This window comes from Leisingera sp. JC11, from assembly GCF_040704725.1.
In the GTDB taxonomy this organism is placed as follows: domain Bacteria; phylum Pseudomonadota; class Alphaproteobacteria; order Rhodobacterales; family Rhodobacteraceae; genus Leisingera.
In genome coordinates, this window is sequence record NZ_JBFCVS010000008.1 from 176,704 (window position 1) to 187,922 (window position 11,219).

The 11,219-nt window shown below is 62.9% G+C and carries 13 protein-coding genes; 1 reads left to right on the forward strand and 12 read right to left on the reverse strand.

Annotation, left to right across the window (positions count from 1 at the left end; all coding sequences use genetic code 11):
- Positions 1-2 precede the first annotated feature (2 nt).
- The 12 genes from nuoK to AB1A62_RS11445 form a co-directional block, all read right to left on the reverse strand.
- Positions 3-305 carry an NADH-quinone oxidoreductase subunit NuoK gene (nuoK, locus tag AB1A62_RS11390; RefSeq protein WP_366661602.1) on the reverse strand — a complete coding sequence of 101 codons (303 nt, stop codon included), beginning with the start codon at positions 303-305 and terminating at the stop codon, positions 3-5.
- Positions 302-853 (reverse strand): NADH-quinone oxidoreductase subunit J, encoded by a 552-nt coding sequence (locus AB1A62_RS11395; RefSeq protein WP_366661603.1) that lies wholly within the window; start codon positions 851-853, stop codon positions 302-304. The genes nuoK and AB1A62_RS11395 overlap by 4 nt, the downstream gene beginning before the upstream one ends.
- Before the next feature lie 62 nt (positions 854-915).
- Positions 916-1,359, reverse strand: coding sequence for a CBS domain-containing protein (locus AB1A62_RS11400; protein WP_366661604.1), 444 nt, complete (start codon positions 1,357-1,359; stop codon positions 916-918).
- A gap of 66 nt (positions 1,360-1,425) precedes the next feature.
- Entirely contained in the window at positions 1,426-2,004 is a 579-nt protein-coding gene (locus tag AB1A62_RS11405; protein ID WP_366661605.1) for a 4Fe-4S dicluster domain-containing protein, read from the reverse strand.
- A gap of 17 nt (positions 2,005-2,021) precedes the next feature.
- On the reverse strand, positions 2,022-3,008 hold the full coding sequence (gene nuoH / locus AB1A62_RS11410) for an NADH-quinone oxidoreductase subunit NuoH (protein WP_366661606.1): 987 nt from the start codon (positions 3,006-3,008) through the stop codon (positions 2,022-2,024).
- A gap of 767 nt (positions 3,009-3,775) precedes the next feature.
- Positions 3,776-4,219: a delta-class carbonic anhydrase gene (locus tag AB1A62_RS11415; RefSeq protein ID WP_366661607.1), complete on the reverse strand. Its 444-nt coding sequence runs from the start codon at positions 4,217-4,219 to the stop codon at positions 3,776-3,778.
- A gap of 298 nt (positions 4,220-4,517) precedes the next feature.
- Positions 4,518-5,291 (reverse strand): 5-oxoprolinase subunit PxpA, encoded by a 774-nt coding sequence (locus AB1A62_RS11420; RefSeq protein WP_366661608.1) that lies wholly within the window; start codon positions 5,289-5,291, stop codon positions 4,518-4,520.
- Positions 5,292-5,300: 9 nt separating this feature from the next.
- Positions 5,301-6,317: an urea amidolyase gene (locus AB1A62_RS11425; RefSeq protein WP_366661609.1), complete on the reverse strand. Its 1,017-nt coding sequence runs from the start codon at positions 6,315-6,317 to the stop codon at positions 5,301-5,303.
- Positions 6,314-7,060, reverse strand: coding sequence for a carboxyltransferase domain-containing protein (locus tag AB1A62_RS11430; RefSeq protein ID WP_366661610.1), 747 nt, complete (start codon positions 7,058-7,060; stop codon positions 6,314-6,316). The genes AB1A62_RS11425 and AB1A62_RS11430 overlap by 4 nt, the downstream gene beginning before the upstream one ends.
- Positions 7,060-8,355 carry a TRAP transporter large permease subunit gene (locus AB1A62_RS11435; protein WP_366661611.1) on the reverse strand — a complete coding sequence of 432 codons (1,296 nt, stop codon included), beginning with the start codon at positions 8,353-8,355 and terminating at the stop codon, positions 7,060-7,062. Before AB1A62_RS11435 ends, AB1A62_RS11430 begins: the two co-directional genes overlap by 1 nt.
- Before the next feature lie 9 nt (positions 8,356-8,364).
- The gene (locus AB1A62_RS11440; RefSeq protein WP_366661612.1) at positions 8,365-8,913 is read right to left on the reverse strand and encodes a TRAP transporter small permease; all 549 of its coding nucleotides are present in this window, start codon (positions 8,911-8,913) and stop codon (positions 8,365-8,367) included.
- A gap of 58 nt (positions 8,914-8,971) precedes the next feature.
- Entirely contained in the window at positions 8,972-9,943 is a 972-nt protein-coding gene (locus AB1A62_RS11445; protein ID WP_366661613.1) for a TRAP transporter substrate-binding protein, read from the reverse strand.
- A gap of 205 nt (positions 9,944-10,148) precedes the next feature.
- On the opposite strand from AB1A62_RS11445, the gene AB1A62_RS11450 reads away from it, so the two are divergent.
- A complete protein-coding gene (locus tag AB1A62_RS11450; protein ID WP_027234624.1) occupies positions 10,149-10,670 on the forward strand; it encodes a winged helix DNA-binding protein in 522 nt (173 codons plus the stop codon).
- Positions 10,671-11,219 lie beyond the last annotated feature (549 nt).

Consider the following 11,219-nt stretch of genomic DNA (forward strand, 5'->3'; position numbering starts at 1 on the left):
CGTCACCCCTTCAAGACCGTTAGCTCATCCACTTCCAGCGAGTGGTTGTTGCGCAGCAAGGCGACCAGAATGCCAAGCGCGACCGCAACCTCCGCTGCGGTGATCGCAATGATGAAGATGGCGATGATCTGCCCGCGCAGGTCCTGCAACACATGCCCAAAGGCAACCAGGTTGATGGTAACGCTGTTCAGCATGAGCTCCAGCGACATCAGCACAATCAGAACATTGCGGCGCAGCAGAACGCCCGCGGCGCCGATCACAAACAGAACCGCAGCCAGGATCAGATACCACGCCGCCGGGATCATCGGGCCGCCCCGCGCGGGGCCTTGCGCTGGGCCGCCTTTTTGTCGGCCTCGTCGCTGCGCGCCAGAACCACTGCCCCGATCAGGGCGACCAGCAGGATCACAGACGCCACCTCAAAAGGCAGCAGGTACTCCTGAAATAGCAGCAGGCTGAGATCCGCTACAGGCGGCTGTTCGGAGACTGGCTGCCCCGGCCCCATGACTGCGTGCAGCCGGGCGCTTTGCAGCAGCAGGAAAATCAGCTCACCAGCCAGGATCACCAGCACGATCAGGCCGGGCAGCGGCGTCTTGGGCAGGAAACGGGCCTGCGCCTCCTTGCGCACGTCCAGCATCATGATGACGAACAGGAACAGCACCATGACAGCACCGACGTAGACGAATATCTGGATCACCGCGAGAAAGGGCGCCCCCAGCAGCACGTACAGCGCCGCAATCTGAACCAGGCAGGCCACCAGCGCCAGTGCGCTGTGGATCGGGTTCCGGGCAATGACCACAAGCAGCCCCGCCCCCACCGCAACCGCCGAGAGCAGCAGAAAAAATGCCTGTTCCATCAATGCCCTCCCTGAATACTATCTCCCATTCTTAACTTACTTCCGGCCCGCCGCCGCTGCTGTCACACGCTGTAGCCGGTGCCGTCGATGTATTTCAGAAGCTCTTCTTCCTCCCGCATGATCTCATCCAGGCGGTGCTTCACCACATCACCAATGCTGATGACCCCTTGCAGGCTCTCCTCGTCATAGACCAGCATGTGCCGGTTTCTCTTTTCCGTCATGACAGCCATGAGCCTGATGAGATTGTCGTCCGGCGAGCAGGTGAGGATGTCTGTGGTCATCACATCGCGCACGGCGGATTTCCGGCCCGCTCCCTCCGGGTCAGACAGGGCAATGCAGATATCGCGCTCCGATATCCCGCCAACCACCTTGCCGGCTGCATCCCGGACTACCGCAAATCCAACCTTGTTTGCGTTAAACAATTGCAGAGCCGCCAAAACACTGTCGTCCGGCGCAACTGAATAGGTTTCATATCCCTTCTGCCCCAACACCGCTTTGACATACATTTTCTTACCCCTCTATCTGTGCCGCCCCTTGCCTTTCTCCCGGGCCGCGCCGCATTCAAATCCGTTTCACTTTCCCTTCCGTATGTGCCGCCACCAGTCGTGGCTTTCAGCACCGGCTGCCGCAGTGGCCACCGACCGCCGCTTGCCGCCCGGCTCCAGCCGGGCTGGCCGCAACTGGCCACCGTCCTCAGCCTTGCGCGGCGCAGCCACCAGATCCTCCAGATGCACCACAAGCTTGGGCCGGTGATCGCAGGCGACCTCATATTCTTGACCTAGTTTGATTGCGTCCGCCGGACAGGCATCTTCGCACAGCCCGCAATAGAGGCAGCGCGCCAGGTTGATATCAAACACCTTCGGGCGCCGGTCGCCCTTTTCGTTTTCATAGGGAATGACGGTGATGCAATCGCATGGGCAAATTTGCGAGCAAAGCTCGCAGGCGACACAGTTCACATCGCCTTCGTCATTGGTTTTGATGAAGTGGTGGCCGCGGTGGCGTTCGTAGGGCACCCATTTCTCATGGTCGGGATAGCGGTGCGTCACCGTCTTGGAGAACATGTAGCGCAGTGTCAGCCGCAGCCCCGCCAGCAGGTCGAGGAAGAAGACCCTGCCGATCCAGCCCGCCTTTTTGACTGATGTTCTTGCCATAAAGTCTTACCCCCGGATCATAGCATCAGTATCCCGCTGACCAGGATATTGAGCAGGGACAGCGGCAGCAGCACTTTCCAGCCGATTGTCATCAGCTGGTCATAGCGGTAGCGCGGGAAGGTGAAGCGGAACCACATGAACACCCAGACGAAAAAGCCGATCTTCAGCAGGAACCAGACGGTGTCCGGCAGGAAGAACGGGCTGCCCTGCCAGCCGCCGAAGAAAAGCAGCACGTTCAGCGCCGCAAGCATCACCACCACCAGGTATTCCGCCAGCATGAACAGCGAAAACCGGATGCCGCTGTATTCAGTGTGGTACCCCGCCCCCAGATCGCCTTCGGCCTCGGGCAGGTCAAAGGGAATGCGCTGCGCCTCCGCCAGCCCTGCGATGAAGAACACAAAAAAACCCACCGGCTGCACAACCACGTTCCATAGGCCCTCCTGCGCCGCAACGATCCGGCTCAAGTTCATCGAATTGGCCAGCATCACCACCCCGATCACCGAGAACCCCATCGGGATTTCGTAAGAGATCATCTGCGCAATTGACCGCAGGCTGCCCAGCACCGCATATTTGCTGTTCGATGCCCAACCCGCCAGGATTGTGCCGAATACGCCGATCCCGGACACCGCCAGGATGAACAGCAGGCCAACGTTCATGTCGGACAGCATCAGCGTGACCTCGGTCCCGAAGACCTGAACCGGCTCCCCGAACGGGATTGCGGTAAACACCAGGAACGGCGGCACCAGCGCCACAACCGGCGCCATCGCAAACAGCCGCCGGTCGGCCTCCGCCGGGATATGGTCTTCCTTGGTCAGCAGTTTGAGAGCATCTGCCAACGGCTGCAGCAGGCCATGCCAGCCCACGCGCATCGGCCCAGGGCGCTGTTGAATATGGGCAGCAATCTTCCGTTCCATCCAGGTCAGCGGCAGCGGAAGCAGCAGCAAAACGCCCACGACGATGGCCATTTTGACAAGCATCGGCAAAAGCGCCAGAACATACTCCATGCTGCCGAACCTCCGATCCGGGCCGCGTCATTTCCGAAAGATTGTTCGCTGTCAGAGAGTTGCGCCAGCCCTTCCTTACGGGCCCCGCCGACTAGTGATATTGCCGCAAAGCATTGCGAACAAACTCAATTAATCTGTCCGTATACTATCAGTTCTGCGTAAATTTTGCAAAATGCGCAAATGGGCCGCTATGCGTGCTGGGGGCGCACTGAACCACTCAAGTGAGGCTGATCAGTGCGACCGGGACATATGACGGCAATGCGTAGCTGCGATGGCCGGGATACGGAGCCGTTTGCCAAAGCGACCAAGTCGTGGACGAAATCCCCTGCCCAGATCTCATTCAGCCGATGGCCTCCTGGCCCCCCTCCGAAGCTTTGCATTTACCCGGTGCTTGGGGCGCTTGTTCCGGAGCTGCAGATTAAACTGAGCCACTTGGGGCTCGAGAAAACGGAAAACTCTGCCATTACCTGCCTGATGACAGAGCTCTTTGAAGGTTCAAAGGCACAAAACCAGTGAGACCGAAGAAGCCCAGACTGTTCCGGGCCAGGCCCACTCGGAATGAATACGGCTTGTGCTGTTAGCAAGGCGCAAGGGCAGACTCTGCCCCAATCAGCTTTCCATGCAACATTTGCTTGCATAGCAAATACTGTTCCCTCCAAAACTCGGCTATCTCGCGATCTAAGCCGAATTGGTTATTGACCGTGTGATTGACGTCGCGCGCGTTAAACAGGGCGGGCGAAGTTGGCCGCCCCTAGACACAGGCTCTCTCAGTTAATCTGTGACAACAAACCACTGGTCACGACTAGATTCCGCATGCCGTGGGCGTGAACTTCGCCGAATGGACTGTCTTCGAGCCACGCATCCACTGTGCCGATATTCAGTTTCTCGACCTCCGGACGCACGCTCCAAGTGACCTGGAAGGGCGGGCCATTCTCGTTGTAGCCCGGTCCGGTGGTCGATCCATCATAAACGACCGGTGTACCCAGATCGGGCGGCAGGTTCAGGACTTGGTTGAGGCTGTAGATTTCTTCGATACTGGCCATCACGCTGAAGTTCGCACCGCCCTCGGCAGGCGCATCGATGTCGCGCGGCAGCTGCGGGACGAACCCCATACCTTCGGTTGCGACAGCAAGGGCCGCGTGCTGCTTGGCAATGACTTCGTCTGAGACGGTTCGCGAGGGCGCCCTGACTTTCAGCGATGTGCAGATCATTAATATTTTGAAGTAACACCAAGATCGGCGAAGGAGCATCCAATTATTCGCAAAAGCGATGAGAAGGCCTGTTCAGCAACACTGACGGCAAGTGGAAGCCCTTGCTACCACTTGCGCATTGGCCTCAGAAGTAGCCCTGCGCATCGTCCAAGCAGGTGCGAGTAATTGCTGTCACAGACGTCGAGGGAAATGGCCGTTCGTTGACTGGACGGTGCTCATCTTAACACGTCGTCCTAAGCTAAAACCTATCACAGAGTGCAAGTCAGGCAGGCAGCAGAAACCGGTCTCTATAGGAAACTCAACGCTCCGTACCATTGGATTTGGTAAGGCTTACGCCATTGTCCAGCAGCGCTCTGCGCACGGCTATTGCAATCGCAAGGGCAGCCGGGGTGTCGCCATGAAGACAGATGGTGTCGATGCGGGTTTCGATGCGCTTGCCGCTGGCGGTAATGATGGCGCCTTCGCGCACCATCTCCACCATCCGCCGCCCGGCCTCTGCCGGATCATGGATCACCGCGCCGGGCAGGCTGCGGTCCACCAGCGTCGCGTCGTCGTTATAGGCGCGGTCGGCAAAGATCTCGCACGCGGTCTTGCAGCCCAGCTCCTGCGCCGCCTGCTGTTGCGCGGTGCCCGCCAGCACCATCACGATGATCTCCGGGTCCACCGACAGCGCCGCCTGATAGCAGGCCCGCGCCATCGCCAGATCTTCCGAGGCCATATTGGCCAGCGCCCCGTGCAGCTTCAGATGCCGCACCGCGCCGCCCGCCGCCCGCGCCATCGCCTGCGCCGCGCCCAGCTGGTAGCGCACCATGTTGCCCAGCGTTTCATGCGGCACCGACATCCGGCGGCGGCCAAAGCCCTGCAGGTCGGGAAAACCCGGATGCGCGCCGATGCCCACATCCCTGGCCACCGCGTGTTTCATCGTCGCGGCCATCACATCCGGATCGCCCGCGTGATATCCGCAGGCGATATTGGCCGAGGTCACGACATCCAGCAGCCCAGCATCATCGCCCAGGGACCAGGCGCCAAAGCTTTCGCCCATGTCGGCATTCAGATCGACTATTCGGGTCATGTCATCTCCTCACAAGACATCTTCTTCACCGGCAATCACGCCGCTGATCAGCTGATAGGACAGCAGGTTGGACATGCTGCGCGGATCCCGGATCAAAGGAAAGCACTGGCTGCGCAGCCCCTCGCGCCGCTCCGCCTCGGCCCGCTCCAGCTCCACCGCCTCCTCCAGCGGGATGAAACGAAAGTGCAGTTCCGCCCCCGCCGCCGCCTGCGCCAAGAGCGGCAGGTCGCAAGGAACCACCGTGCCGATCCGCGGGTAGCCGCCGGTGGTCTGGTTTTCCGCCAGCAGCACATAGGGGGTGCCGTCGCCGGTCACCTGGATATCGCCGGGCACGATCACCTCCGACACCACCGTGCGCGCGCCGTCGGGCCGGAAGCCCTCGCCATCGCTCTCCATCGGGACGCCCATCCGGTTGCCGCGGGCGCCGCGGCGGAAAGCTGTCTGCTCGAACCTTGTCAGCTCAGCCTGCGGGAACAGTGCCGTCTGCAGGCTCGCCACAACCCGCACGGTGCCGCCCTCGAACCGGTTCTCGGGTGCCAGCCCCAGTCCGGTGGTGCGGCCGCTGTCAGGACCGGTTTCCAGCACGTCGCCTTCGGCCAGCAGCGTGCCGATACCCGCCGCCAGATGCGCCGAGCGCGCGCCCAGATGCTCCGGCGTTTGAAAACCGCCGCCCACATGAAGATAGCCATAGCTGCCGCTCTGCGCCGCGCCGATCACCAGCCGCGCGCCCGCGGGCAGCAGGTGGCTGGCGTTCCAGGCCACGGCGCCGCCTTCGATGCTCGCCCGCATCGGCGCGCCGGTCAGCGCGATCCGCAGATCGCTGTCCGCCTGGAACTCGCCGCCCATGCCGACCATCTCAACCACCGCCAGCTCCCCGCCCTGCCCCAGCAGCGCCGCGCCCTCGGCCAGCGCCAGCCGGTCGGCAGCGCCGCCGCGCGACACCCCGTATTCCAGCCAACCTGGGCGGCCGTCGTCCTGAATCGTCACCCCTGGCCCTGCGCGCAGAACAGTCAACGTGCCGGTCATGACAGCTCCTCCGCCCTGGCGCCGCCCAGCGGATCGCGCCGCAAGCCTTGCAGCTCCTCCGGCGTCACCGGGGTGAATTGCACTTCATCGCCGGGGCGCAGCAGGAACGGCTCCTCCGCATCCGGGCGGAACAGCCGCACCGCGGTCTGGCCCGCGTGCATCCAGCCCGTCGGCGTTGCCACCGAAAACAGCACCAGCTGCCGGATCGCCACCGCCAGCGCGCCTTCGGGAATGCGGGTGGTCAGCTGGGTCTGGCGCGGAATGTCCCAGACCTCCGGCAGCTCGCCCAGATAGGGCTGGCCGGGGGCAAAGCCGATGGTCTGCACCCGCACCCGCGCCGCCGATAGCGAGGCCACCGCCTCTGCCTCGGTCATGCCCGCGGCCTCTGCCGCCTGCGGCAGCTGCGGCGCCAGCTCGGTGCCGAACACCGCCGGGATCCGCCACAGGCGGCGCTGGCCGGGCAGCTCGGCCGCGTACCAGTCGCGCTGCGCCAGCAGCGCCCCCAGCTGCGCCCGCAGCGCCGCATGGTCCAGATGCCGCAAATCAAACCGCACATAGGCCGAGACCAGCGAGGTGGACACCTCCTCAACCCCGTCCCAGCTTTCCTCCGCCAGCGCTGCGCGGAACGCCAGGGCGGCGCGGTTGGCCGGCTCGCTCAGGCGGCTGCCAAAGCTCACCAGCATCCCGTCCACACCCACCGTGCGGATTTCGGGGACAGGGGTTGCTGCGCTCACCTCAGCCATCACATCTGCTCCGGCAGGAAGGTCACGATGGACGGGAACAGCACGATCAGGACCAACGCCACGACCATCAGGAAGAAGAACGGCAGCGCCGCCTTGGCCACGGTCAGAATGTCCCGCCCGGTCAGCGACTGCAACACAAACAGGTTGAAACCGACCGGCGGGGTGATCTGCGACATCTCCACCACGATCACCAGAAAGATGCCGAACCACAAGGGATCGATCCCCGCCTCCAGCACCATCGGCATGATCACCGAGGCGGTCAGCACCACCACCGAAATCCCGTCGAGAAAGCAGCCCATGATCACAAAGAAGATGGTCAGCGCCGCCAGCAGGGTGAAGGTCGACAGGTTCAAGGAGCCGATCCACTCCGCCAGGATGCGCGGAATGCCGGTGAAGCCCATTGCCACGGTCAGGAACGACGCGCCGGCCAGGATAAAGGCGATCATGCAGGAGGTGATCGTCGCCCCCATCAAACCCTCAGTAAAGCTCTGCCGGTTCAGTGAGCCGCTCTGCCACGACAACAGCAGCGCCAGCACCACGCCAACAGCGGCAGCATCGGTGGGCGAGGCAATGCCTGCATAGATCGAGCCGATCACCCCGCCGATCAGCAGCACCACCGGCAGCAGCCTGCGGGCGCGCTTCAGCTTCTCGCGGAAGGTGGCGGCGATGTCCTCAGTGGGCAGCTGGCTGCGGTTCAGCAGCGCCCAGACCACCACATAGCCCACGAACAAGCCAACCAGCAGCACGCCCGGAAGCACGCCCGCCACGAACAGCCGGGCAATGGATTGCTCGGTTGCCACGCCATAGACGATCAGGATGATCGACGGCGGGATCAGCAGCCCCAGCGTGGCGGACCCGGCCAGGGTGCCGATCACCAGCTTCTCGGGGTATCCGCGGCGCGCAAGCTCGGGGATCGACAGCTTGCCGATGGTGGCGGCGGTGGCCGCGGACGACCCCGACACCGCGGCAAAGATCCCGCAGGCAAAGACGTTCACATGCAGCAGCTGCCCCGGCAGCCGGTTCATCCAGGGCGACAGCCCGGTGAACATGTCCTCCGACAGGCGCGAGCGGAACAGGATCTCGCCCATCCAGATGAACAGCGGCAGCGCCGCCAACGCCCAGGAGTTGCTGTGGCCCCACATGGTGGTGGCCATCACCAGCCCCAGCGGCGCCTCGGTGAACAGCGCCATGGCGGCGATGCCCACGCCCAAGAGGGCAAAGGCCACCCACAGGCCGGCGCCCAGGAACAGGAACAGAAGGACCAGAAGAATGATGGAAAGCGCGGCAACCGACATGATGATCCCCTATTCGCTCAGAAGATTTTCGCCCTTGCCCTCCCAGGAGGGCAGCGCGCCGCGCAGCATCGAGACCAGCTCGTCCGCCAGCGCCAGGGTGAGGATCGCAAGGCCCAGGGTGACCGGCGCCTGCGGCAGCCACAGCGGCACCGACACCATGCCCGCGCTGCGGTCGCCGAATTCCAGCGATTCCAGCAAGAGCAGCCCCATGTACCAGGTGGCATAGCCGCTCATCACCAGCGCCAGCAAGGTCACCGCGATCTCCACCACGCCGCGGCCGCGCGACGGCAGCCGGTTGGTCAGCAGCGTCACCCGGATATGGCCGCCCGCCCGCAGCGCATAGGCCAGCGCCAGAAAGGTCGAGGCGGCCAGGAAAAAGCCGGTGAAATCCGCATAGGACGGGATCGTCAGGCCAACCCCGCTGCCGATCAGCGCCACCGCGATCTTGTCGGCCAGGTTCAGGCACACCTGCGCAAAGACCAGCGCCACGATGGCCACGATGAACAGTGCTGCCAGTCCCCCGGCCGCACGGTAGATGAAATCGAGCACAACCCGCATGGCTGCTCCTCCTCCCCAGGAGACCGGACGCCGCTCCCGGCGTCCGGCCATGTTGCAGTTACTGCTGGTAGGCGTTCAGCAGGGTGGCACCGGCCTCCCCGGCCTCGCCTTTCCAGCTTTCCAGCATCTGCGCCCCAATCGCGCGCAGGCCTTCCATCAGCTCTTCCGACGGCTCCGACACGGTGATGCCGTTTTCCTTCAGCACCTCGATCTGGCCGGTGGTCTCGGCCCGGCTCATCTCCCAGCCGCGCGCTTCGGCCTCAGCCGCAGCTTCCAGAATGGCGGTCTGGGTCGCCTCGTCCAGACGGCGGAAGGCGCGCTTGTTCACCACCACGATGTTCTTCGGAATCCAGGCCTGGATATCGGTGTAATGGGTCAGGAAATCCCAGGCCTTCGAATTCACCCCGGTGGAGGGCGAGGTGATCATCGCCTCGACCCGGCCGGTGCTGAAGGCCTGCGGAATGTCCGGCACCTCAACCTGCGTCGGCGCGGCGCCCGCCAAGTTGGCAAACTGCTCCAGCGTCGCGTTGTAGGTGCGGAACTTCAGACCCGCCAGATCGTCGACACTGTTGATTTCCTTGGTGGTGTACAGACCCTGCGGCGGCCACGGCACGGCATAGAGCGCCATCAGCCCCTGCTCGTCCAGCAGCCCGTCGATCACATCCTTCTGCGCCGCCCACAGCCGTTCGGCCTCTTCATAGCTGGTCGCCAGGAACGGCAGCGAGTCGGCGCCAAACGCCGGGTTGTCATTGGCCAAGAGCGACAAGAAGAACTCGCCCGCGGGCACCTGGCCGCTGCGCACCGCCTTGCTGATTTCCGGGTGCTTGAACAGGGACCCGGCGGAGTGGACCTTGATCTCCAGCCCGCCCTCGGTCGCCTCGGCAACGTCGCTGGCGAACTCAGCGATGTTCTTGGTGTGGAACGTGGCGTCCGGATAGGGCGTCGGCATGTCCCAGGTTGCAGCAAGGGCCGGCACCGACAGCCCGGCGATCAGAACGGTCGCGCCGCCCAGCATACGCGAAAATTGCATGTTTTCCTCCCAATGCGAAACATTGCAATATTGTATCCATAACGCTGATAATTTGTCAACGTTTTGCCAAGGTGCAGCCGCCGCCCTGCCCTGCCCGGCAGCTCCCAGCGGCCGGACAGCCTGCTTGATCTCCTTGATACTTTACCCTTTTATGACCACATGCAGATAAAACGCCGGGGTTTTATCAACAAAGAAGGGGCAAACGATGGCCGAAAAGAAACCGGATTCCCGCCGAATCGTCTCCTCCCGCCACCTGGCCGAGGGCGAAGGCTGGGAGCTGTCGGAGCTGGAATTCGGCCTGATCATCGCCTCCAACGCCTTTTCCCGCTGGATGACCCGCTGCATGGCGGCGGCCGGCCAGCCGGATCTGAACCCGCTGGAAATCCTGATCCTCCACAACGTCAACCACCGCGGCAAGGACAAGCGCCTGTCCGACATCTGCTTCCTGCTCAACATCGAGGACAGCCACACGGTGAATTACGGGCTGCGCAAGCTGCTCAAGGCCGGGCTGCTGGCCTCGGAAAAGCGCGGTAAGGAAGTGTTCTACCGCACCTCTGCCGAGGGCGCGGAGCTCTGCTCGGCCTACCGCGATGTCCGCCGCCAGTGCCTGCTGGACGGCCTGTCCGCCGCCGACCTGCCGGGCAAGGACCTGCGCGAGCTGGCCCGCAGCCTGCGGGCGCTGTCCGGCCATTACGACCAGGCCAGCCGCGCAGCAGCATCACTATAGGTCCAGACCCATTGAATTCACTTTTCCACTATGGTTCATCAACAAAGAACGGGCAGCGATTGCAGCAACCCCTTCCGGCTGACCGAAGTGCAGATGTCACACTTGGAGCCCACCGACGCGAGGTCCCAACGCAAGGCTCGCGTGGAAGACCGGCGGGTGCTGAGCGGAGCAATTTTCTTTTGTCGTGACAGGCTACGATGATAATATACGCCCAAGGCATACAGCCCGTGCTAAGTTCTCTACAGCCTCCAAAATCTGTGGAGTGATATGGGCATCTTTGCTCAGGTGCCACCGGAGCTGGCCCTGAGCCGTCTATTGCGGCCAGAATAAGTGATGCTTCCTGAGAAGTGCATGCTTACATTGCGCATGCAGCTGGCAGGAGGTTCGAGCTGGAAAAGCGGCGGGCGTTCTGGCCCGCCGCCTTCGGGGATCAGAAGCCGGCCTTGATGCGCTCGAATTCCTTCAGCATCCGGCCTTCCAGCTCCGGGTTGACCGCGTCGAAGAACAGGCTGCCTTCGAAGAACTTGTCGACATCACCAAAGCCGTAGG

Bases quoted from the DNA above. Each gene is read 5' to 3' on its own strand.
- nuoK (WP_366661602.1), bottom strand. From the start codon at position 305: ATGATCCCGGCGGCGTGGTATCTGATCCTGGCTGCGGTTCTGTTTGTG.
- AB1A62_RS11395 (WP_366661603.1), bottom strand. From the start codon at position 853: ATGGAACAGGCATTTTTTCTGCTGCTCTCGGCGGTTGCGGTGGGGGCG.
- AB1A62_RS11400 (WP_366661604.1), bottom strand. From the start codon at position 1,359: ATGTATGTCAAAGCGGTGTTGGGGCAGAAGGGATATGAAACCTATTCA.
- AB1A62_RS11405 (WP_366661605.1), bottom strand. From the start codon at position 2,004: ATGGCAAGAACATCAGTCAAAAAGGCGGGCTGGATCGGCAGGGTCTTC.
- nuoH (WP_366661606.1), bottom strand. From the start codon at position 3,008: ATGGAGTATGTTCTGGCGCTTTTGCCGATGCTTGTCAAAATGGCCATC.
- AB1A62_RS11415 (WP_366661607.1), bottom strand. From the start codon at position 4,219: ATGATCTGCACATCGCTGAAAGTCAGGGCGCCCTCGCGAACCGTCTCA.
- AB1A62_RS11420 (WP_366661608.1), bottom strand. From the start codon at position 5,291: ATGACCCGAATAGTCGATCTGAATGCCGACATGGGCGAAAGCTTTGGC.
- AB1A62_RS11425 (WP_366661609.1), bottom strand. From the start codon at position 6,317: ATGACCGGCACGTTGACTGTTCTGCGCGCAGGGCCAGGGGTGACGATT.
- AB1A62_RS11430 (WP_366661610.1), bottom strand. From the start codon at position 7,060: ATGGCTGAGGTGAGCGCAGCAACCCCTGTCCCCGAAATCCGCACGGTG.
- AB1A62_RS11435 (WP_366661611.1), bottom strand. From the start codon at position 8,355: ATGTCGGTTGCCGCGCTTTCCATCATTCTTCTGGTCCTTCTGTTCCTG.
- AB1A62_RS11440 (WP_366661612.1), bottom strand. From the start codon at position 8,913: ATGCGGGTTGTGCTCGATTTCATCTACCGTGCGGCCGGGGGACTGGCA.
- AB1A62_RS11445 (WP_366661613.1), bottom strand. From the start codon at position 9,943: ATGCAATTTTCGCGTATGCTGGGCGGCGCGACCGTTCTGATCGCCGGG.
- AB1A62_RS11450 (WP_027234624.1), top strand. From the start codon at position 10,149: ATGGCCGAAAAGAAACCGGATTCCCGCCGAATCGTCTCCTCCCGCCAC.